Origin of the sequence: Providencia sp. PROV076 (assembly GCF_028483405.1) — a bacterium.
Classification (GTDB): domain Bacteria; phylum Pseudomonadota; class Gammaproteobacteria; order Enterobacterales; family Enterobacteriaceae; genus Providencia; species Providencia huaxiensis.
The window spans coordinates 220,047-242,123 of record NZ_JAMPRR010000017.1; the positions used below are offsets into that span (position 1 = coordinate 220,047).

The window sequence follows — 22,077 nt, forward strand, 5'->3', positions numbered from 1 at the left end:
CCTCCCCCTCACGAGTTGTGAGGGGCTAGTCATGACTAAACATCACGATATTTTACAGTTTTTTACGCCACTATTTTGATTATATTACCTTTTTTTATGTTATAAACGAATAACACCCTAAGTTAACCAGATGTTAACTTATTATTTTTTAATGACTTCTATAACCTCTGATTAAGGTCAAAAATACGTAAAATAACACTATGATTCGCCAACTTATTATTTCAATTTATGCATTATTGGTATCTATCATCCCTGTATTTTTTAGTGGAGATATCAGCATTATTGCAGACATTGCCATCATAATTTCAGGGGTGCTTATCATACTGTTATGTGCCGGTATTTATCGGTTTTTACTTGGCAAAATTTTTACTGTTTTTGTGTCACTTCTGTGGGCTCTCAATTTATCTGTTTCATTCTTCTTTTATCAAAAACACGATATCCGCTTTTCTTCTTCGATTGCAGAAACTTTTATCAATACCAATAGCAGCGAAACAGTTGGAATGCTTTCCTATAACATTGGTTATGTTATTTTTTATTTACTTGTTTTTTCAGCTTATTTAGCCTGTATCCATCAATGCGCAAAATATATGAAGCGTCGTATTACAGCGATAAGTATGGCACTAATTTGTGGTTACCTATTAGCCATTCCAGCCTATTACGCATCATTACTTAGCAAACCCGATAGCGCTTTATTGATCACGGAAAAATACTTCTTAAGCACCCCTTTCTATAATGCTGCAGCTTTAGTCAAAAATTTATATGAAAACCGAGGGATAAAAAAAATATCATCACAAGAAGTGGCTTTTAACTACCAGAAAAATGCGTCTGAAACTGAAATCTATGTTCTTGTCATTGGTGAATCATTGCGCCGTGACCATATGGGTTTTTACGGCTATCAATATGAAACAACACCCAATTTAAATCAGCGAAAATCACAAATATTAGCGTTTCAACAAGCCTATTCCCCTGCACCGGTGACTATCTTGTCAGTCCCTATTTCACTGTCTAATATTCGCTTTGAGCAAATGCAGGATAAATCACACTATTCGGACAATATCATTTCATTAGCCAATCATGCAGGCTTTAAAACCTATTGGGTCAGCAACCAGGGAAAAACTAATAAACGTACCAGTATTATTTCTGCTATTGCTTCTATGTCACAAAAGAAAGCTTGGAACGAATTTGTCGGCTACGATGAAGAGCTGCAAGATGACTTCAATAATGCTATCAATGACCCCACTGATAAGAAAAAGCTCATTGTGTTACATACTTATGGTAGCCATGAACCTGCCTGTAACCGCTTCCCTGAAACTGAACTAAAAACATTCAGTGGCCAAGAAGATGACGATTGCTACGACAGTTCAGTAGCATATACCGATAAATTTATCGAAAACCTGATACAACAACTCGAAGGGAAACCTGCGACTTTGATGTACTATTCAGACCATGCGTTGCAACGCCTAGACAGCGATAACAATATTCACTACCACCATGGCGTTAACAACCCAAGAAAAGAAGCCTATGAAATTCCTTTGCTGATTTGGTACAGCGAAAGTGCCAGTAAACCAAACATCAAACCAGTAAACTTGCAGTCACCTTATTCTACAGCGAATAATTATTGGCTAATCAGTGATTGGCTTAATATACAACAAGGTTCGCAACAAGCTTGCTTATCACCTTTACGTGAATGTTATCAACCCAATAAGAATATTCAGGTCATTGATGGCAATAGAAATATTTTATCCATTAGCCAATTACCTTCTGAGACGATAGATCCACAATAAAACTCGATATTTTGGCAATATTTGCTCATAGTTAACAAATATGAATCCAATTTACTTATCGAGTCGAGGTTTTAATGTTCGATTTAGTTTTTTTACGTGAATTACTGGTCTCGAGTGTTCACGTACTTCAATTACTTTTAGAAGCAATTTCAGTTATCTGCGTAGTAATTGGGTTAATTAAGACCCTGATCGTGTGGATGAAAACCCAAAAAGCACGTACCGCTCGCTATTGTTTTGGTGATTGGCTAGCCACTGCGTTAGAGTTCCAATTAGCCGCTGATATCTTAGCAACAACCGTTGACCCAGATTTAGATAGCCTCATTAAACTCGGTATTATTGCCGTGATCCGAACATTCTTGAACTACTTCTTAGCAAAAGAGTTAGAGCACCAGCCGCCGCAGAATGAACCGGCTCGTCACTAATTTAGGTACAAAAAAAACCTGCATATTAAATTACGCAGGTTTATCGAATACGACTTATCGCTGCGCCGCGCTTATAATAAAATCCGTAACATACGACGAAGAGGCTCAGCAGCTCCCCACAGTAATTGGTCACCAACCGTAAAGGCAGATAAGTATTCAGGGCCCATATTCAGTTTACGCAAGCGGCCAACAGGGGTGCTAAGCGTGCCAGTGACTGCCGCTGGAGTTAACTCACGCATAGTGATTTCGCGGTCATTAGGAACCACTTTCACCCAATCATTATGTGAGGCAAGCAATTGCTCAATTTCACTCAACGGAACATCTTTTTTCAGCTTCAATGTGAAAGCTTGGCTATGGCAGCGCAGCGCACCCACACGAACACATAACCCATCAACTGGAATAATATTATTGCCCGTTTCTAAAATTTTATTGGTTTCTGCTTGGCCCTTCCACTCTTCGCGGCTTTGGCCATTTTCTAACGCTTTATCAATCCATGGGATCAGGCTACCCGCTAATGGTACGCCAAACGCATCCGTTGGCATTGTGCCACTGCGAGTGAAATCTGTGACTTTTTTCTCGATATCTAAAATAGCGGAGGCCGGGTCTTGGAGTTCTTTAGCCACTTGCGTGTGCAAAGACCCCATTTGGGCCAGAAGCTCACGCATATTTCGAGCCCCAGCCCCTGATGCCGCTTGATAAGTTGCCACAGATGCCCATTCCACTAAATTATTAGTGAACAACCCACCTAGAGACATCAACATTAAACTTACCGTACAATTTCCACCGACAAAGGTCTTAATGCCTTTATTTAAGCCGTCTTGGATATGTTGGTTGTTCACGGGATCAAGAATAATAATCGCATCATCTTTCATACGTAATGAAGACGCAGCATCAATCCAGTAACCATTCCAGCCAGACTCACGAAGTTTAGGATAAACTTCATTCGTGTAGTCGCCGCCTTGGCAGCTAATAATAATATCCAATGCTTTTAGTGCATCGATATCAAAAGCATCTTGTAAAACGCTACGATGGCCACCATAAACCGGCGCTTCCGCACCCTGTTGTGACGTGGTAAAAAATACAGGACGGATCGCATCAAAATCACGTTCTTCGACCATTCTCTGCATCAATACTGAGCCGACCATTCCACGCCAGCCAACAAACCCTACATTTTTCATTTTCACTCACCCTGTTCGTTTAAATTTTTACCAAGAAATTTCTAGTTTCGACCCCACAAAGTAAATACCGTCATTGTTATCATTCATTCAGTATTCACAAAAATTGAAACTAGAAATTTTTCGGATGTATTAAACCTGACAAAATATGCATCCATGTGCAAGTGAATTTCATCACTAATAATAAGAAGATTAGTAATCATGCTAATGATCGAGGGGATCAGTGGACAAAAAAACAAATAAAAAAAGCCACGGCAGAGAGCAATAATCTGCAATGGCTAAGCAAATAAAATATAAAGCGATACAGGAAATTTTATAATTATGTTTAAATTCAATAATTAGCGTTTTTTCTTACAGCCTTGCACTGCTTTAAAACGCGGGTTTGTTTTGCATATCACATACACCCGGCCACGACGGCGAACAATTTGGCAATCTGGATGACGGTTTTTTGCCGTTTTTAATGAACTCAGTACTTTCATCTTCATTTACCCTCTGACTGTAAAAAACGACCAAAACGCTTCTGGAACTGTGCCGTTTTGCCTTCCTGAGAAATCATTTTCTGTTTACCGGTATAAAACGGATGTGACTGAGAAGAGACATCAAGCGTGACATACGGAAATATTTCACCCTCATACTCGATTGTTTTTTCAGTTTTTATTGTTGAGCCTACTTTGAAATAGGCATCTGCACTTGTGTCATGAAAAACCACGGTACGGTATTGTGGATGGATCCCCTGTTTCATAATAACCACCTAAATGTAATGTTATAATATAACAATACATTTTTTTAAAAAACGATGCAATAACTTTGTCGATAATAATAATAATTAGCAAACAAGCGATTGTTTTATATGCATTAATTTATTAATTATTAGTCATATCATTATAGATAAATAATCTTTATTTGATACTGTGTTTGTCTGTTGATTGGTAGTTTTATCGAGAAGTATCCCAATCAATAAGGACTCCTATGACATTAATATCCAATACAACTCTGTATGCAACTACACACAGACCTAATTCAACAGTACCCAATACCAATCTAGCCTCGGAAAAAATAGTATCGACTAGAAATGTTCCGCTACAGAATAGTATCGGTGGCAGCATATCTGTACAACTTTATAGCGACAGAGCTAAAAGTATGCCTTCGACGGACACCCCCGTCGATGATGATGTAGATGGGTCACTTTGGGGCAAACATACAGAAAAAAGAATTCCTGGAAATCAATTCCAATTAGCTACTGCGTATTCAAATAAATTTAATATAGGGAAAAAAGAACCGATAACCTATTTTGATAGTGTCACAGTTATTGGTGACAGCTTATCTGACTCTGAAGGAAGGATGCATAAAAAGTCGTGTGGATTACTCACTAATGCTAACCAATACTATAATGGACGGTTCACTAATGGTTTCACATGGCCTGAGTTTCTCACCATGCCTAATACGATGCAAAGCCATTCCAGTAAAGGTAAAGTTACACTCACGAATAAGTCGGAAGGTGGCTCAACTTGTGCACCTTATTTTAAATCCACACTTCACCCTCAATTTGCCATACTTTCAAATATCGAAAAACAAGCAAGACACCTTAAGTTTGATGACAAAAGTTTAGGTATTATTTTTATTGGTGCCAATGACTATATGACCTATTCGAAAGAAAATGTCGATGTTGTTATCTCTAGTCAAGAAAAAACAATCAAAAAAATGATCAAAAATGGTGCGAAAAATATTCTAGTGATGGGGCTTCCTGATCTATCCCAAACCCCTGCAATAAAAACCAGTTCACCGAAAAAACAACAAAAAATACAAAATCTCAGCATCGAACATAACAACAAGCTTCAGACTATAATTAACCTATTGAAATTAAACAAAAATATCAACATTAATTACTTTAATGTTAATAACGTAATGAAAAATATAACGAATGTAGTTGGCGACATAAATAAAAACTCACCGGGAGCATATAATATAGAAGACGCTTTTACTGATGGTTATATTCGCCAAGACAATACCGCACCATTAGAAATCGACCCTCATTATGTTTTTATCGATGATGTTCATCCTACTCAGGAAGTCCATCAAATTATTGCGATGGAATTGCATAATTTTATCTTAAAAAAGTACAACCCACTAAACAACCAAAAATAACGCTTTATTTATCAATCAAGGTTAGCTGGTATCTGCTAACTTTGATTGATAAAGCGAGATAAACACGTAATTTTCTCACTTTGTTTTATCAGGCGAAAATCAATAACCTATTTGGCTTTTTCCCAAACATTGTCTGTTTGTCAGCCCCCTGAAGCTAACCTCATGTGAATATAAAAATAAATATTAAATCAATAATTCTTTCATCAAATAACTTTTGTATAATCAGGTTAATTAGCACTTTCATTTATTATTTATCATATAGATACATGATACATAAATAACTAAAGGACGATGAAAATGTATTACGGCTTTGACATGGGCGGGACAAAAATTGAACTTGCCGTCTTTGATAACGAATTAAATCAGGTCTGGCAAAAGCGTGTTCCTACACCCAAAGATGACTACCAAACGCTCTTAAATACATTTCTTGAGCTCACACGAGAAGCAGATGAAAAATTTAACTGCCAAGGAAAAGTGGGTGTTGGCGTTCCGGGTATCGTAAACCACGTTGAAGGAACCGTATTTACAACCAATGTCCCTACTGCACAATACAAACCTTTAATTAATGATCTTGCTAATATATTACAGCGCCCAGTAAAAGTAGAAAATGATGCAAATTGCTTTGCATTATCAGAAGCTTGGGACCCTGATTTCAAACGCTACCCTACCGTTCTTGGCTTAATTTTAGGGACTGGTGTGGGCGGTGGGTTCATTATAAATGGTAAAGTTTTATCCGGTAAAAATGGAATTGCAGGGGAAATAGGCCACATGAACCTCAGCGTTCGTGGAGCCAAGCTATTAGGGGAAAAAGTTCCTGAAATAACTTGTGGCTGTGGCCAAACAGCTTGCTTTGAAACCTATCTATCCGGCCCGGGCTTTGAGCGTATTTATTCTTCATTCAACAATGAAAAACGTTCGGCTATCGAAATTATTGAGCTATATAAACAAGGTGATATTCAAGCAAAAGAGCATGTTAACCGCTATATGTCATTACTTGCGATGTTTATGGGGCAAATTGTCACTGTTTTTGACCCCGACTTAGTGGTTATTGGTGGAGGGTTATCACAGTTTGAAGAGATCTATAAACAACTACCAGAAGTACTTCCACAATACCTATATGGTATAGCAACATTACCTGCAATCGAAAAAGCACGTTATGGTGACTCTGGAGGCGCACGAGGTGCGGCATTCCTGAACTTGATAGACTAATCTTACTTTTTTGCGCTTCATAATAGTTTTCATCCATGAAGCGCGAATTTATCACTTTAATCTTATTAATCCCCCCCATTTTGTACTTTAAACACGCTTATTATAGTTGAGAATGATTATCATCAACTTGATTATTAATGGTAAAATCCTATCTCATTAATGTCTTACTATTATCGATAAGACTTTAGGAATAACTTCACCAAATAAAGCTGGATAAACAACCAGTACTATAAGAGACTTCAAAAAATTAAAAGTGCTTATAGACTAGTCTGATACTGCTATTAATTAAAAAATATATTATTAAGCTAAATAATTTTATGGTGATAAATTAAACAAACGTTCCTTTTCACGTAAGCTCAATAATGCATTAATAATAAAGAGAAAACCCTATGAGTTTGTTTTTCCATAACAGTTTGATGTTCCCGACAATTATCTTTAGTGGTTTGCTAATCATTGTTCTATTTTATTGGTTATGTGCCGCTTTTGGCTTATTGGATATCGACGTATTTAATCTTGATACCGAATTTGATGCTGGCATTGATGCAACAGGTTTCGCGGGTTGGCTAACCAAGCTTGGCTTAGCAGGGATCCCTGTCACCATTATTGTCACGTTATTTACTCTTTTTGGTTGGATAATCAGTTATTTCAGCGTACATATCTTTATTCGCTTCATTGATACTGATTTATTACGTTATCTCGTCAGCTTCGCCGTTTTTGCGATCACCCTATTTATCTCTCTTCATTTAACCGCTTTGTGCTTAAAACCTGTGCGCAAAAAATTGGTGAGCCTTAATAAACCCAAAACAGTACAACAACTTATCGGTAAATACGCCACAGTACGTTCAGGAACGGTGAGTGAACAAAATGGCGAAGCGCTATTAGAAGATGGCGGAGCCGGGTTAATTTTACAAATACGCGCCCCATCCTCCGAACAGTTAAAACGCGGTGATCGTGTTGTTATTATTAGCTATGACGCAGCATCGCACAGTTACCAAGTTGTCAGTGAAAATGAGTTTCGCCACGGATAACTTCGCTTTTTAAAATAAATATTTTGCTTGCATAATCGAAATGACGTCATCGTCAGAACCAATGGAGAATTAATATGGACTTGGCTGCACTAATGCCCTTTTTAACAATTATCGGGGGGATCATCCTAGTTATTTTAGGGTTCTTTGGGTTATTCAAAGCCTTCTATATCAAAGTTCCACAAGGTACTGCTTTGATTGTCAATGACATGTCATCACAGCCTAAAGTGCATTTTACAGGGGCATTAGTTTACCCTGTCATCTACAAAAAAGAATTCATGCGTATCTCTTTGCTAACACTTGAAGTTGATCGCCGCGGTAAAGATGGCTTGATTTGTCATGATAACTTACGTGCTGATATCACTGTTGCTTTCTATTTGCGAGTGAATGAAACGACAGAAGATGTGCTGAAAGTTGCAAAAGCTATCGGTGTTGACCGTGCATCAGACCATCAAGCGGTCAGTACATTATTCAGTGCAAAATTCTCTGAAGCCTTAAAAACAGTCGGTAAGCAACTGGATTTAGCCACTTTATTTGAAAACCGACAAGACTTCCGTGATCGCATTGTTGATGTGATAGGAAAGGACCTTAACGGCTATGCACTTGAAGATGTGGCGATTGATTACCTAGAACAAACACCAAAATCAGCCTTAGACCCAAACAATATCTTTGACTCCGAAGGTATTCGTAAAATTACTGAAATCACCGCGATCCACAATATTGAGACCAACCAAAAAGAGCGTGATCAAGAGCTCGCAATTCAAAAGAAAAACGTTGAAACCCGCGAAGCAAGTTTAGCCTTAGAGCGCCAACAAGCCGATGCCGAAGCTCGCCAAAAACGTGAAATTGATAATATTCGTGCACGTGAACAAGCTGAAACCTTACGTGTTCAAGAAGAAGAGCGCCTTAAAGCAGAGCAAGCGCGTATTCAAACCCAGCAAGAAATTGAAATCCGTGAAGAAAACCGCATGCGCGAAGTTGAAGTTGCTCAACAAAACCGTACTCGTGCAGTCGCCATCGAAGAAGAACGCGTGAGCCGCGCACGTGAGCTCGAAATTGTTGCCCGTGAAAGAGAAGTTGAATTACAACGTATAGAAAAAGAAAAAGCACTCGAAGAAGAACGCAAAAATATCTCCAATGTTATACGTGAGCGTGTAGCCGTTGAAAAAACCGTGGCACAAGAAGAAGAACGCATCAAAGAAGTTCGTGAAGTCTCTGAAGCTGAACGCATGCGCCAAGTCACCGTGATTAACGCACAGGCAGAAGCAGAAGAGTCGCTAGTTCGCCAAGTGAAAAAAGCCGAAGCTGATGAAGCCAGTGCTAAACACCGTGCAGAAGAAATAAGCACCATGGCACAAGCAGAACTCGAAGCATCGGCAAAGCAAGCTGAAGCCAAAAAACGCTTAGCTGAAGGGGTTGAAGCCGAACACGCGGCATTAGGTTTAGCAGAAGCTCGAGTTCGCCAAGCAACTGCAGAGGCAGAAGAAAAAGAAGGTCTTGTTCTTGCCAATATTACGGCTGAGAAACTGTTAGCAGAAGCACGTGGGCTAAAAGAAAAAGGCTTAACGGAAGCTCAGGTTATGGAAGCTAAAGCTAAAGCAGAGCAACAACAAGGGTTTGCTGAAGCAAAAATCCTTGAAGAGAAATTAGCAGCCCAAGCTCGTGGTGAAGAACAACAAGCAAATGCTAAAGAAAAACTAGGCTTAGCTGACGCGAAAGTACTGGAAGAAAAACTGGCAGCACAAGCTCGAGGTGAAGGACAATTAGGTTCAGCGCAAGCAGAAGTTATCCGCCAACGCTTGAAAGCTGAAGCCGATGGTTTAACCGACAAATTTAAATCAATGGATCACCTCAGCGATACTGCACGTTCACATGAAGAGTTTCGTATGCGCCTTGAGAAAGAGTTCGAACAATCCATGGCCTCTATCGACGCAAATAAAGAAATTGCCCGCGAGCAAGCTGATGTATTGGCTGCAGCTCTTAGCAAAACCAATATTGAAATTGTGGGCGGCGACGGCAGCTTCTTCAACACCTTCTCTAAAGCACTAAGCCTCGGTAAAGCGGTTGATGGCTTTATGGATAAAAGCAGTTTCGCAAAAGAAAATGTCGAGAAGCTCATAAATCGTAGCAAAGAAGACAAGAAAATTGATATTGCCGCATTATTGAAAAACCCAGAAGTTCAAGACCTTATCAACGGTTTTATGGCAGCTAAAGGGGCTAACCAGCCAGCAAAAACAGTCATGTCAAAACCGATTCCACCGACGGATGACCAGCTGTAAACCTTTAGCACATTGGGGTAGTGAACCTACCCCCTATTGTTCTTCATTATTTGTTTTCCATTTTTATTGTCTTAGTTAAGGGAATTCGCTGCGCAATGTCAGATATTCAGGATACGGATCGCGAACAAGAAATACTCGATAGCGCTGTTGCAGAAGGCGGTGCTTATGAAATATTACGCAAACGCCTGACCGACCAAGGGCAACAGCTGCATCAAAAAGCCGCACAACTCAATGAAATGCGGTTGGATGAATTTGGTCAAAGTCAAATGGATATTATTGGTCGTATTCGCATTCGTACTGAAAATAATTGCCAAGCAAGGGACATTGTCCGCGTCGGTGAATGGCTCTTATTCGGTTATAACGTATTCCTCGGCCTGAAAAAAGAAACGCACCTCGAAGATGTATTTTCACTATATCGGTTAATTGAAAACGACAATGAGTTTGATGTTGAAGCAGTCCCTTATGAAGATACCTTCTTGAGTGATAATCGCTTTGTTCAAGATTTTACTGAACTCTATACCTATTATAAGAACACACAGTTACTGCAACTTGTTGAACGGGACGGCAAACTTCTTGCTAGTTTTCAAATTGGCGATCGCATCACGGACGTGCGAGTTTTTCGCTGGTCAATCTCCAGCGACAAACGCAAAATTGAGTATATTGATAACCGGGGTGAACGCGATATCGCCCTCCCACCAGCCTATGATTTTGAATGGCAAAAAACCACACGGGAAGACACGGTTAACGGCCGATACCCTCACATCAATATTCTTGACACTGTATTCATAGAAACTATTGGCGGTGATTTAACCATCAAGTGTGAAAATAACACTGAAGATGGTTTGGGGATTTACCAAGAAGCTGTTCTTGATAAAAACCAATCTTTAGATGACGCACAAATTGAATATGCACAAACTGGCAGTTTAATTATCTTAAAAGTTTTACCCTATCGAGAAGAAACTTGGCGTTACTTGGTTTACAACACGCTGTCTCAATCTGTACAACGCATTGATGCCATTGGGCAAGCATGTGTCCAGCTACCAGAAGACCACGGTATTATTTTCCCTGGCGGCTACTACTTACAAAATGGTGACTATAAAACGTTTGAGCAGTCTATGGATGGAATGCGTTTTCGCCGTTTGCGTCGTTCTCCAAATGGAGAAGATGTCCTATATGTTTTCTATTCACCAAATCAAGGTCGTATTGCTCTATTCAATTACAATTTAATTGAACGAACACTTTCAGTTCCGCTTATTGGCCATGGCTATGCCATGCTTGAAGACGGAAAAATGGTGTTATTTGAAGGTGAAGGCGAAGAAGCGACTCGCGTTCATCCTATGCAAGTTTGGCAGACCCCATTTTACTCAGAAGAATTTGCCGACCAACAGCCGACTCGTAGCGGTTTTTTAGGGCGTATCGGCAATGCAGATTTAGTTCGAGGTATTTCTGAAATATTACATGTTTCCAAAGAAATAGAAGGCAGCCAAATTTCTATCGCTCGCTACGAACAGCTCAGCCAACAAGCAAAAAATTTACTGGATATTTATTACTGGTTTGGTGATGAACAATGCCTTGGTATTGGCAAATTGCTCAAAGAAATCACCCAAACAAGTGAACTTGTCCTTGATGAATATGAGAAGGTCGAAAGCATACGGCAGCAATCAGCTAAATCAATGAATGAAGCCATCAGCCGCCAAAAATCACTACTTTCACTAACGTTGCCTGAAAGTTGGGCTGATATTCAACAATTTGTTGATGGCTTAAATGCCCTGAGTGCTCAACGCGGGCACTTGATTTCACTGCGCGAATTTCGCTATATGGATTTAGAAAAGCTTAGCGAAATGGAAAGTGAAATAGAGAAAAATCAACAATATGTATCGCAAGAAACCGCTGTTTTCCTGGCTAGCGATAAAGCATTACAGCCCTTTAAAACACAATTAACTGTTTTCGAAGAACAAATAGAAAAAGCCCAAAACAGTGCTCAGTTAGACATTCCCATGAAGGATATGGAAAAAATGTCTACTGATTTAGATATGCTATCAAACTTAATGGCTTCACTGAGTTTCAACGATGTCACACAACAAACCCACATTATTGATGCTATTTCGCAAATCTATGCTCAGCTAAACCAATCCAGAGCTCGTTTACAACAAAAACGAAAATCACAAAGCAGTGTGGAAACCGTCGCTCAATTTGGCGCACAATTCCGGCTGTTCAGCCAAGGCATTACCAATGCCCTGTCTCTTGCCACTGATCCTGAACGTTGCGATGATCAGTTATCAAGATTGCTTGTCCAGTTAGAAGAACTCGAAAGCCAATTTAGCAATCATGATGAATTTCTTGATGATATCTTGGCTAAGCGGGAAGAATTACTCGAAACCTTTGAATCACATAAACAAGTTCTTATTGATGACCGCCAACGCCGCGCCCAAAATTTAGTTACTGCAGCAGATCGCCTACTAGACAGCCTGCAACGACGAACAACTCGTTTACAGTCTCAAGATGAGCTCAATGCCTTCTTCGCCTCAGACCCTCTAGCGCTTAAAACACGTGAAATAATTGAAAAATTAAGGGAAATTAACGATAACGTTAAAGCTGATGATATTGATGCACGTTTGAAATCCTCTCGGGACCAAGCCATTCGAGTTTTGCGTGATAAAACAGATATTTTTGAAGATGGTGGGAATGTCATTAAGCTCGGTCGTCACCGGTTCAGCGTAAACACTCAAGAGCTTGATCTCACTATTTTACCAAAAAATGAACAACTATGGGTTTATCTCACTGGAACAGATTTCCAAGAACCCATAGAAAATGAACAACTATCACAACTCAAACCTTATTGGAGTGCCTCATTAGAGTCCGAATCTAATACGGTTTACCGCGCAGAATACCTTGCTTATTCAATTATCTATGCCGCAACAAAACGCCAAGAAGGGCTAGATTTTGATCTCCTAAAAAATGCATTAACATCAACGGAAAAACTTGAAAAAATTGTCCGTGATTTTGCGAGCCCACGCTATAAAGAAGGCTATGAAAAAGGCATTCATGACCACGATGCTGTTGCTTTACTGAAAAAACTACTGCCAATCGGTGAAAGTGCAGATTTATTACGGTATAGCCCGACAGCCCGTGCTATCGCAGCTATTTATTGGGAGCAAGTACAAAACGACGATTTCCCCGCTTTATGGCCTGAACGTGCAAGAACAGCCATGAATATTCACCAATTATTCCATAATGACAATGCACTTCTTGACCTACAAGCCGAAATCGAAGCTGGGATTAGCTTATTTTTACAAAATAACCCCATTCAATGCCAAGCTTATGAGCAAACCCAAGCCGCTGAATACCTTAGTTTTGTATTAGCAAGAACTCCGATAGAGCTCGTCTATAGCAAGTACGCAAGGGAGTTAGTTTTAGCGCTCCAGAGCCGCTTAGAAGAAGCCCATATGTGGGGTGATTTTAATCGCTCACAACAAAATTTAGGGGCTCGCTACGCCCAGCGCTGGTCATTAGTTCAAAACTGGCTACAAGGGCTGTGCTCAATCCCTGAATTTGCTCACCTTGTTCCATACATACCGGGTGCTATTGCCATTATTATCTTAGATAAAGTAGCTTCCGCTCGCTTTAGTGAAGCAGACCTTTACTTTAAGGTTAGCGGGTTGCTCGGTGAACACCCGACCATTGAAAACCAAACTCTAGCACTGAGTTTAGATAACTACTTCAGTCGTATGCGTGGTCAAAGGAAGCGATTCATTCCCGAATTCCGCCAGTATCAAACTCTGCGCCAACAAATTGTGACTGAAGAACGTAGCCGTTTAAAACTGCATGAATACAAAGCAAAGCCACTAAGCTCTTTTGTACGTAACAAACTGATAAACGACGTCTATTTGCCTATCATTGGCGATAACATGGCAAAACAAATTGGGGCTTTAGGGGAAGGTAAACGCACTGACCTCATGGGGCTGCTATTAATGATTTCACCGCCCGGATACGGTAAAACCACCTTAATGGAATACGCAGCTGACCGTTTAGGGCTAATTTTTATGAAGGTCAACGGACCTGCTCTTGGCCATGATGTACTTTCTCTTGATCCTGAACAAGCGCCTAACGCAACGGCAAGACAAGAGCTAGAAAAGCTCAATCTAGCTTTAGAAATGGGTAATAATGTGATGCTATACGTTGATGATATTCAGCACACACACCCTGAGTTTTTGCAAAAATTTATCTCTTTATGTGATGGAACACGACGCATTGAAGGGGTTTGGAAAGGCAAAACCAAAACGTATGACATGCGGGGTAAAAAATTCTGTGTCGTTATGGCAGGTAACCCTTATACCGAGTCTGGAGAAGTTTTCCGGATCCCTGACATGCTTGCAAACCGCGCTGATATTTATAACCTTGGTGAGGTGCTAGGGGGTATGGATGAAGCATTTGCTTTGAGCTATATCGAAAACAGCCTGACATCAAACCCTGTATTAGCCCCTCTTGCATTACGAGATCTGAACGACCTGTACTTATTTGTCGATAAAGCGATGGGCAAATCTGTCTCTACCAATACCTTAAGTTACCCATACTCTGATGCAGAAATTAATGAAATCACCTCGGTAATCAGCAAGTTAATTAAGTTACGGGATGTTGTATTGAAAGTGAATCAACACTATATCGCTAGCGCAGCGCAATCCGATAAGTACCGGACAGAGCCTGCATTTCGCTTGCAAGGTAGTTACCGTAATATGAATAAACTCAGCGAAAAAGTCTCTTCAGTGATGAATAATAATGAACTTGAAAGATTACTCGATGACCACTACTTGGGTGAAGCACAGCTGCTCACAACGGGTGCAGAAGAAAACCTACTCAAACTCGCTGAACTGCGTGGTACATTAACAGAAAAAGATTCTGCACGTTGGCAACAAATCAAGAAAGACTTTATGCGTAACAAATCATTAGGTGGAGATAATGCAGATATTGGTGATCGGGTTGTTGGCCAGCTAGCGTCACTCGTTGAAAGTGTTCAAGCACTTGGCAACCACTAATGAGCTATTTATCAGGGTATCCTCGCGTTAAGTTATTAACCTCAATTGTTGCAATTTTTATTATTGTTCAATCGGTTAATAGCTTAACTGCTGGCGGTTTAACCCAATTTGGGCTAGTTCCACGTACAGAATGGGGCTTGCTCGGTATCTTCTTCGCTCCATTTATTCATGGAAGCTGGGAGCATCTACTCAGCAATTTGCCTCCATTTATCATCTTAAGCGCATTATTGCTTCATCGCACCATCAAAGCTTACATATTGGCATCACTGTTTATCATTATTGCTGGTGGGTTAGCAGTTTGGCTCATTGGTAGGAATGCAGTTCACATCGGCGCAAGCGGGTGGGTTTTTGGTTTATGGGGGTTGCTAATTGCTCAAGGCTTCTTCCGGCGAAAATGGGGTGATATCGCTATCGCATTATTAGTGCTGTTCTATTTTGGCACAATGGCTAGCGGCTTATTACCTACTCACTTATACATCTCAACTGAATCACATATAGCGGGGGCTATTGCAGGGGCTATCTATGCATGGCTGAGTCATCGTTACCATCAAAAAACCAATAATCGCTCACTTTAAATTAGCACCATCACAATTATGACTCACTTTTTATGCTTTATTTAAATTTATGTATCTTTTTATGTGATCGTGGTTCACATATTAACAATTAACCATAAACTAACCATTTATTAACATTACAATAATGATAGTCTCGAAAAATAATAACAACATGGGACTCAATAAATGAAAAAACACCTCATCTCAATCGCTATTGTTCTAAGTTTAAGCTCCTTATCACTGTCATCATTTTCTCAATCAACTCAAATTAAAATTGAACGAGATAATTATGGCGTCCCTCATATTTATGCCAATGATACTTATAGCCTGTTCTATGGGTACGGCTATGCTGTGGCACAGGACCGATTATTCCAAATGGAAATGGCCAAACGCAGTACCCAAGGTACTGTTTCTGAAGTATTAGGTAAGGATTATATTTCTTTTGATAAAGAAATCAGAAACAACTATTGGCCTGATTCTATCCATAAACAAATCAATCAGTTACCCTCCCAAGAACAAGATATTTTAAGAGGGTATGCAGATGGTATGAATGCATGGATTAAACAAATCAATACTAAGCCAGATGACTTAATGCCAAAACAGTTCATTGACTATGATTTTTTGCCATCCCAATGGACGAGTTTTGATGTTGCTATGATTATGGTCGGTACAATGGCAAACCGCTTTTCCGATATGAATAGTGAAATTGATAACCTAGCATTACTCACTGCGCTTAAAGATAAGTATGGTGAACAATTGGGAGTAGAGTTCTTTAACCAAATTAATTGGCTTAATAATCCCAATGCGCCAACAACAATATCATCAGAAGAGTTCACCTATTCAGATTCACAAAAAACAAAAAATACATCTCAGTTGAATCAAATTAGTGATTACCGACTTACTGCTCCCATGTTTGAACGCACAGCCAAAGATACAACTGGAAAAGTCATTGCACTTTCTTCTCAAGAAAATAATGCGTTAATCGCTAAGCAATATGAACAAAGTGGTGCGAATGGGCTAGCTGGCTATCCAACCACCAGCAATGTTTGGCTTGTTGGAAAAACAAAAGCTTCTGGCGCAAAAGCCATTTTACTTAATGGCCCACAGTTTGGTTGGTTTAACCCAGCCTATACATACGGTATCGGCTTACATGGGGCAGGGTTTAATATTGTCGGAAATACACCGTTTGCTTATCCCGCTATTTTATTCGGCCATAATGGACATATATCTTGGGGTTCTACCGCTGGGTTTGGTGACGGTGTTGATATATTTGCAGAACAAGTTTCACCTGAAGACCCAAATAGCTACCTCCACCAAGGGCAGTGGAAGAAAATGCTTTCTCGCCAAGAGACATTGAATGTAAAAGGTGAACAACCCATTACTTTTGAAATATACCGTACTGTGCACGGTAATGTGGTTAAACGGGATAAGACAACTCACACCGCCTACAGCAAAGCTCGCGCATGGGATGGCAAGGAGCTTACATCCTTAATGGCTTGGGTAAAGCAAGGACAAGCGCAAAACTGGCAGCAATGGCTAGACCAAGCACAAAACCAAGCACTGACGATCAATTGGTATTATGCAGATAAAGACGGAAACATTGGCTATGTCCATACCGGACACTACCCCGATCGCCAAATAAACCATGATCCTCGTTTACCAGTATCAGGCACGGGAGAATGGGACTGGAAAGGTATACAACCTTTTGCTAATAATCCAAAAGTGTATAACCCCAAATCAGGTTATATCGCCAACTGGAATAACTCTCCAGCTAAAAATTACCCCGCTAGCGACTTATTTGCCTTCTTATGGGGCAGTGCAGATAGGGTGAAAGAAATCGATAACCGCATTGAAGCCTATGATAAGTTAACGGCTGATGATATGTGGGCGATTTTACAGCAAACTAGCCGTGTCGACCTTAATCATCGCTTATTTACACCATTTCTAACTCAAGCGACACAAGGTTTGCCATCAAATGACAATAGCGTCAAATTAGTGTCCATGCTCCAGCAATGGGATGGCATAAACCAGTTATCAAGTGATGGAAAACATTATATTCACCCAGGGTCTGCTATCCTCGATATCTGGTTAAAAGAAATGCTTAAAGCCACCCTAGGCCAAACCGTCCCTGCACCATTTGATAAATGGTACCTAGCGAGTGGTTATGAGACGACGCAAGAAGGCCCAACAGGGTCATTAAATATTAGTACAGGTGCAAAATTACTGTATGAATCTCTCTTAGAAGATAAATCCCCCATACCTCAGTCTATCGATTTATTTTCAGGACAACCGCAGAATGATGTTATTAGAAAGGCTTTGAATACGACTTACCAAAAAATGATAGAAAAATACGGTGATAACCCGGCTAATTGGCAAACACCAGCCACGGCATTAACCTTCCGTGAAAATAATTTTTTTGGTATACCACAAGCCTTACCTCAAGAAAATTTCCATCAAAATGAATACCATAATCGGGGAACTGAAAACGACTTAATCGTGTTTACCGAAGAAGGGGTGAGCGCATGGGACGTTGTAGCTCCAGGGCAAAGTGGCTTTATTTCCCCGCAAGGAAAACCTTCGCCTCACTATCAAGACCAACTCTCTTTATATCAGCAATTTGGTAAGAAACCGTTATGGCTTAACAGCGAAGAGCTGGCGCCATATATTGAGTCAACTGAAACACTAATAATTGAGAGATAATACTATTATTAAGCTAAATACCAAGGTGTCTCGGTATTTAGCTTTTAACCTTCACACGATACACACAGCGCCCAGCACCATTTAGTAAGTACTGTTCGCGTTCAATGCTACCATTATCACCCACAATCTCACTGAACAACGCCAATTCCGACCGACAAAAGTTTTGGCAAGCAGTGGCTGCTGCACAAATTGGACAATGGTTTTCGATAAACAACCAACTGTCACCATCTTGCTCAACCTTCGCCATATACCCTTCTTCGCTACGCACTTCAGCCAATGCTTCAAGCCGCTCAGCTAATGGTAAATTTTTACAACGGGCAAAATATTTTTCTCTACTTTCCGTTTCCCTTTGGTTAATCAGCTTTTCTAGTCCTTCATCTCCAAAAATAGTACGAACGGAATCAATCAATTGCAGAGCAAGTTGCGCGTGAGTATCAGGAAAGCGTTGATGCCCCAACTCCGTTAACACCCAATTTTGTCGAGGACGTCCTGCCCCTGTTTGCGATAAGCACTGCGCCCCCTCTACTAACCCTAATGACGTCAGTTTTTGGATGTGCTGCCTTGCAGCTTCTCCGGTCATATTTAAATCATTTGCGATCACAGCGGTAGAAATTGGCCCTTTAGTTTTGATACAAAAAAGAACCTTATCCACGGCCTGTGTCAAATTTAAATTATCAAAGTAATTACTTGCATTAATCATTATGCGACTCTATTATCCAAGCTATTACTTGGATAATACCTCTTTTTCTACTATTCCGTCTAGCGGGTCTCTCTATGAGCAATGAAACATCAACCATACCTCAAGCCAAATGGGCTGATTTACTCAGTGGCACTAATGCATTACTCACTATTGCCCTAACTGGAGGTGTTGCACTACATGCTATCAATATTTATATCGTAACAACCATATTGCCTAGTGTCGTTAACGATATTGGTGGTCTCGAATATTACGCATGGAATACCACTTTATTTGTAGCAACATCCATTGTCGGTTCAGCCCTTTCCAGTAAAGTATTAGACCGTTTTGGGCCTAAATATTCTTATTTATTCGCACTCATTCTCTTTTCTTTGGGGTCTATTTGGTGTGCAGCGTCCCCATCAATGCTGGTATTACTTGGTGGTAGAGCATTGCAAGGGCTGGGGGGTGGTATTCTATTTGCTCTTAGCTATGCATTGATCCGCATTGTCTTTACCGAAAACTTATGGTCCCGAGCAATGGGAGTTGTTTCGGGTATGTGGGGAATAGCAACACTCTGTGGCCCTGCAATTGGGGGGATTTTTGCAGAAAGTGGCCACTGGCGTTGGGCATTTTGGGCTTTACTGCCTGTCGCTGTTTTTCTCGCACTCATTGTCATCAATCAACTTCCTAAAAAGCAAACTCAAGCACCAAAAAACAGCAAAGTTCCATTCCTAGCGATTTCTTTGTTAGTGATATCCGTTCTTGCTATTTCAATTGGAAGTTTGTCTGAAAGTTTATTCATAAACCTTATTGGTTTGTTAATTGGTCTAGCCATACTGCTGACTATTGCCTTACTCGATGGCAAAAATGACAGACACTTATTACCAACTGGATCCTATTCACTCAAAAGCCCACTTGGCGTCATATTTTTAACCATGTGTTTGTTAGTTGGAGGTATGACAACAGAAATTTATGTCCCTTATTTCTTACAAACCATCCATCAGTTTTCTCCACTCACTGCGGGTTATTTAACCGCAATAATGGCCGCAGGTTGGACCATCGGAGCGCTCTTTAGTGCCAATAAAACGGGGGCGATTGTTATCCGAATTATTCGAATAGGGCCGGTCATCATATTGATGTCTTTAATTGTTCTTGCTGTTTTAACGCATAATCAACAGCTTATTGAATCATGGCCACTGTTCGTTATTTATCTCATCGCCATGGCAGGGGTGGGTCTAGGAATTGGTGTGTGTTGGCCTCACCTGGTATTGCGTGTTTTTAAAAATGCGCCAGAGGGAGAGGAAAACCTCGCATCCTCTTCCATTATTACCATTCAATTGTATGCAACCGCGCTATCTGCCGCCTTAGTGGGAGTCGTCGTCAATAATAGCGGGCTAATTAACCCTGGGGGGATTGCGGGAGCACAGCAAGCTTCAATCTGGTTATTCGCCCTATTTGCTATTAGCCCATTACTCGCAACGGTATTAATCCGCAAAATCAGATAAAAAAGAGTAAAAGGGAGTCAAAGCTCCCTCTTTAATGACAAATCAATCTAATGAGCTCGTTAATGTCTTTTGGGAGCGTAAAAAATAAGGCAGAACAATAATACTGATCAGCAGAACAAAAATAGTTGCTACCATCACCCCTAAGAAAGCATGGTCAAAGGCAATATTGGCCTGATTTATCAACGCAAATGCATTATTGGCTGGCAGTGATTCAGAAACTAATAAGGCCTCATCAATACTGTCATAAACTTTATCACTGACAGTTATACCTTCAGGCAGTGAAAGTTTTAACGTATAGATAGCACTCATTAGTCCCCCCATAAACGTTACGCCTAAAACGCTGCCAATTTCATAAGCGATTTCTTCAATTGATGCCGCCATACCTGCTTTTTCATCGGGGGCATTTAACATCACCGTGGTCGAAGCCGTTGTAAAAATAGCACCCAAACCAAAACCTATCAAAAAGAGGAATGAAAGTAACAGAATACCTGTCGAGGTTTGGTACACCATCGTTAAACCAACAACACCAATTAACGTACAAGTAAACCCAAAAACAGTGAGTTTTACCTCACCAAATTTATGAAGGTACATACCTGCCAATGGCGCAGCTATCACCGAAGCCAATGGAATTGGAATGATATATAACGCGGCCTCAAACGGGGTATAACCCAAAACCAGCTGTAGACGTTGACTTAGTAATAACTCGACACCAACAATAACTACAATGGATAAAACCGCCATCATCAGCCCTGCATTGAATTTAGGGTGCTTTAATAACGTAAAATCAATCATTGGTGATGTGGATTTAACTTGTCGATTTCTAAATACCACCAAAAAGAAAACCCCAATAACACCCGAGACCAATACTGCTGGCCAATCGGTATAAGGTTTACCGAGCTCCTTCAACGCATAAATAACACCAATTAGACCAATTAATACTAAAATAGAACCTAGAATGTCGATTTTTTTATCGCTGTTACCACCACATTTAGGGATCAAATAACACGCAAACGGAATAACCAATAAAACGACCGGCACATTAATGAGAAAAACAGAGCCCCACCAAAAGTGGTTAAGTAAGATACCGCCGATCAAAGGGCCAATAGCCGCGCCACCTGAAGCAACTGCCGACCATATTCCAATAGCGAGAGCTCTTTCTTTCGGGTCTAAAAAAACATGTCTTACAATCGCAAGGGTGGCAGGCATACTTACTGCAGCACCTACAGCCAAAAAGCCACGAGACAAAATTAAACTGGTTGCTGTTGGTGAAAAAGCTGCACACAACGAAGCTAAACCAAATAATGGTAACCCCAACAAAAACATTTGCTTGTGACCGACTTTATCACTTAGCATCCCTGCCGCAGGTAATAAACCAGCGACCACCAGTGGGTAAGCATTCATTATCCACAGTTTTTCAGATGACGTAGCGCCTAAATCATGGGTTAATTTAGGTAAAGCGGTATACAGTACAGTGACATCAATAACGATAAGAAATAGTACACTTGAAACTAATAGAAGCACTATCCAGCGCTTATAATCGGTTAACATAAAATTCTCTCAATGAGTT

General features: G+C 40.3%; 15 protein-coding genes. 10 read left to right on the forward strand and 5 right to left on the reverse strand.

Annotated features, from left to right (window positions below; all coding sequences use genetic code 11):
* Positions 1-200 precede the first annotated feature (200 nt).
* Positions 201-1,784, forward strand: coding sequence for a phosphoethanolamine transferase (locus PSF67_RS12285; protein WP_166267182.1), 1,584 nt, complete (start codon positions 201-203; stop codon positions 1,782-1,784).
* A gap of 74 nt (positions 1,785-1,858) precedes the next feature.
* Positions 1,859-2,206 carry a DUF1622 domain-containing protein gene (locus PSF67_RS12290; RefSeq protein ID WP_102140057.1) on the forward strand — a complete coding sequence of 116 codons (348 nt, stop codon included), beginning with the start codon at positions 1,859-1,861 and terminating at the stop codon, positions 2,204-2,206.
* Between the two features lie 71 nt (positions 2,207-2,277).
* Here PSF67_RS12290 and asd read toward each other — a convergent pair whose 3' ends face one another.
* The 3 genes from asd to PSF67_RS12305 all read right to left on the reverse strand — a co-directional run bounded on the left by asd (position 2,278) and on the right by PSF67_RS12305 (position 4,123).
* Entirely contained in the window at positions 2,278-3,384 is a 1,107-nt protein-coding gene (gene asd, locus PSF67_RS12295; RefSeq protein ID WP_102140058.1) for an aspartate-semialdehyde dehydrogenase, read from the reverse strand.
* A gap of 335 nt (positions 3,385-3,719) precedes the next feature.
* Positions 3,720-3,860 (reverse strand): type B 50S ribosomal protein L36, encoded by a 141-nt coding sequence (ykgO, locus tag PSF67_RS12300; RefSeq protein ID WP_102140059.1) that lies wholly within the window; start codon positions 3,858-3,860, stop codon positions 3,720-3,722.
* A gap of 2 nt (positions 3,861-3,862) precedes the next feature.
* Complete coding sequence (locus tag PSF67_RS12305) at positions 3,863-4,123, reverse strand: type B 50S ribosomal protein L31 (protein WP_004906261.1); 261 nt, start codon at positions 4,121-4,123, stop codon at positions 3,863-3,865.
* Positions 4,124-4,350: 227 nt separating this feature from the next.
* Here PSF67_RS12305 and PSF67_RS12310 point away from each other — a divergent pair, with 227 nt between their 5' ends.
* From PSF67_RS12310 to PSF67_RS12340, 7 genes are all read left to right on the forward strand, one after another.
* The gene (locus PSF67_RS12310; protein WP_272677006.1) at positions 4,351-5,526 is read left to right on the forward strand and encodes an SGNH/GDSL hydrolase family protein; all 1,176 of its coding nucleotides are present in this window, start codon (positions 4,351-4,353) and stop codon (positions 5,524-5,526) included.
* Positions 5,527-5,823: 297 nt separating this feature from the next.
* On the forward strand, positions 5,824-6,735 hold the full coding sequence (nagK, locus tag PSF67_RS12315) for an N-acetylglucosamine kinase (protein ID WP_272677007.1): 912 nt from the start codon (positions 5,824-5,826) through the stop codon (positions 6,733-6,735).
* 389 nt (positions 6,736-7,124) lie between these two features.
* Positions 7,125-7,763, forward strand: coding sequence for an OB-fold-containig protein (locus tag PSF67_RS12320; protein WP_166267192.1), 639 nt, complete (start codon positions 7,125-7,127; stop codon positions 7,761-7,763).
* A gap of 74 nt (positions 7,764-7,837) precedes the next feature.
* A complete protein-coding gene (locus tag PSF67_RS12325; protein WP_102140062.1) occupies positions 7,838-10,039 on the forward strand; it encodes a flotillin family protein in 2,202 nt (733 codons plus the stop codon).
* A 95-nt stretch (positions 10,040-10,134) separates the two neighbouring features.
* Positions 10,135-15,072 carry a DNA repair ATPase gene (locus PSF67_RS12330; RefSeq protein ID WP_210848662.1) on the forward strand — a complete coding sequence of 1,646 codons (4,938 nt, stop codon included), beginning with the start codon at positions 10,135-10,137 and terminating at the stop codon, positions 15,070-15,072.
* Positions 15,072-15,647 (forward strand): rhomboid family intramembrane serine protease, encoded by a 576-nt coding sequence (locus PSF67_RS12335; protein ID WP_272677008.1) that lies wholly within the window; start codon positions 15,072-15,074, stop codon positions 15,645-15,647. Before PSF67_RS12330 ends, PSF67_RS12335 begins: the two co-directional genes overlap by 1 nt.
* A 165-nt stretch (positions 15,648-15,812) precedes the next feature.
* The gene (locus tag PSF67_RS12340) at positions 15,813-18,326 is read left to right on the forward strand and encodes a penicillin G acylase (RefSeq protein WP_272677009.1); all 2,514 of its coding nucleotides are present in this window, start codon (positions 15,813-15,815) and stop codon (positions 18,324-18,326) included.
* 37 nt (positions 18,327-18,363) lie between these two features.
* Here the strand turns inward: PSF67_RS12340 and PSF67_RS12345 are convergent, their stop codons facing one another.
* Positions 18,364-19,026: a helix-turn-helix transcriptional regulator gene (locus PSF67_RS12345; RefSeq protein WP_102140066.1), complete on the reverse strand. Its 663-nt coding sequence runs from the start codon at positions 19,024-19,026 to the stop codon at positions 18,364-18,366.
* A 74-nt stretch (positions 19,027-19,100) separates the two neighbouring features.
* Here PSF67_RS12345 and PSF67_RS12350 point away from each other — a divergent pair, with 74 nt between their 5' ends.
* Positions 19,101-20,510, forward strand: a complete 1,410-nt coding sequence (locus tag PSF67_RS12350) for an MFS transporter (RefSeq protein ID WP_210843251.1) — start codon at positions 19,101-19,103, stop codon at positions 20,508-20,510.
* 42 nt (positions 20,511-20,552) lie between these two features.
* On the opposite strand, the gene PSF67_RS12355 is transcribed toward PSF67_RS12350, so the two are convergent.
* Positions 20,553-22,058 carry an MFS transporter gene (locus PSF67_RS12355; protein ID WP_210843252.1) on the reverse strand — a complete coding sequence of 502 codons (1,506 nt, stop codon included), beginning with the start codon at positions 22,056-22,058 and terminating at the stop codon, positions 20,553-20,555.
* Positions 22,059-22,077 lie beyond the last annotated feature (19 nt).

Bases quoted from the DNA above. Each gene is read 5' to 3' on its own strand.
- PSF67_RS12285 (WP_166267182.1), top strand. From the start codon at position 201: ATGATTCGCCAACTTATTATTTCAATTTATGCATTATTGGTATCTATC.
- PSF67_RS12290 (WP_102140057.1), top strand. From the start codon at position 1,859: ATGTTCGATTTAGTTTTTTTACGTGAATTACTGGTCTCGAGTGTTCAC.
- asd (WP_102140058.1), bottom strand. From the start codon at position 3,384: ATGAAAAATGTAGGGTTTGTTGGCTGGCGTGGAATGGTCGGCTCAGTA.
- ykgO (WP_102140059.1), bottom strand. From the start codon at position 3,860: ATGAAAGTACTGAGTTCATTAAAAACGGCAAAAAACCGTCATCCAGAT.
- PSF67_RS12305 (WP_004906261.1), bottom strand. From the start codon at position 4,123: ATGAAACAGGGGATCCATCCACAATACCGTACCGTGGTTTTTCATGAC.
- PSF67_RS12310 (WP_272677006.1), top strand. From the start codon at position 4,351: ATGACATTAATATCCAATACAACTCTGTATGCAACTACACACAGACCT.
- nagK (WP_272677007.1), top strand. From the start codon at position 5,824: ATGTATTACGGCTTTGACATGGGCGGGACAAAAATTGAACTTGCCGTC.
- PSF67_RS12320 (WP_166267192.1), top strand. From the start codon at position 7,125: ATGAGTTTGTTTTTCCATAACAGTTTGATGTTCCCGACAATTATCTTT.
- PSF67_RS12325 (WP_102140062.1), top strand. From the start codon at position 7,838: ATGGACTTGGCTGCACTAATGCCCTTTTTAACAATTATCGGGGGGATC.
- PSF67_RS12330 (WP_210848662.1), top strand. From the start codon at position 10,135: ATGTCAGATATTCAGGATACGGATCGCGAACAAGAAATACTCGATAGC.
- PSF67_RS12335 (WP_272677008.1), top strand. From the start codon at position 15,072: ATGAGCTATTTATCAGGGTATCCTCGCGTTAAGTTATTAACCTCAATT.
- PSF67_RS12340 (WP_272677009.1), top strand. From the start codon at position 15,813: ATGAAAAAACACCTCATCTCAATCGCTATTGTTCTAAGTTTAAGCTCC.
- PSF67_RS12345 (WP_102140066.1), bottom strand. From the start codon at position 19,026: ATGATTAATGCAAGTAATTACTTTGATAATTTAAATTTGACACAGGCC.
- PSF67_RS12350 (WP_210843251.1), top strand. From the start codon at position 19,101: ATGAGCAATGAAACATCAACCATACCTCAAGCCAAATGGGCTGATTTA.
- PSF67_RS12355 (WP_210843252.1), bottom strand. From the start codon at position 22,058: ATGTTAACCGATTATAAGCGCTGGATAGTGCTTCTATTAGTTTCAAGT.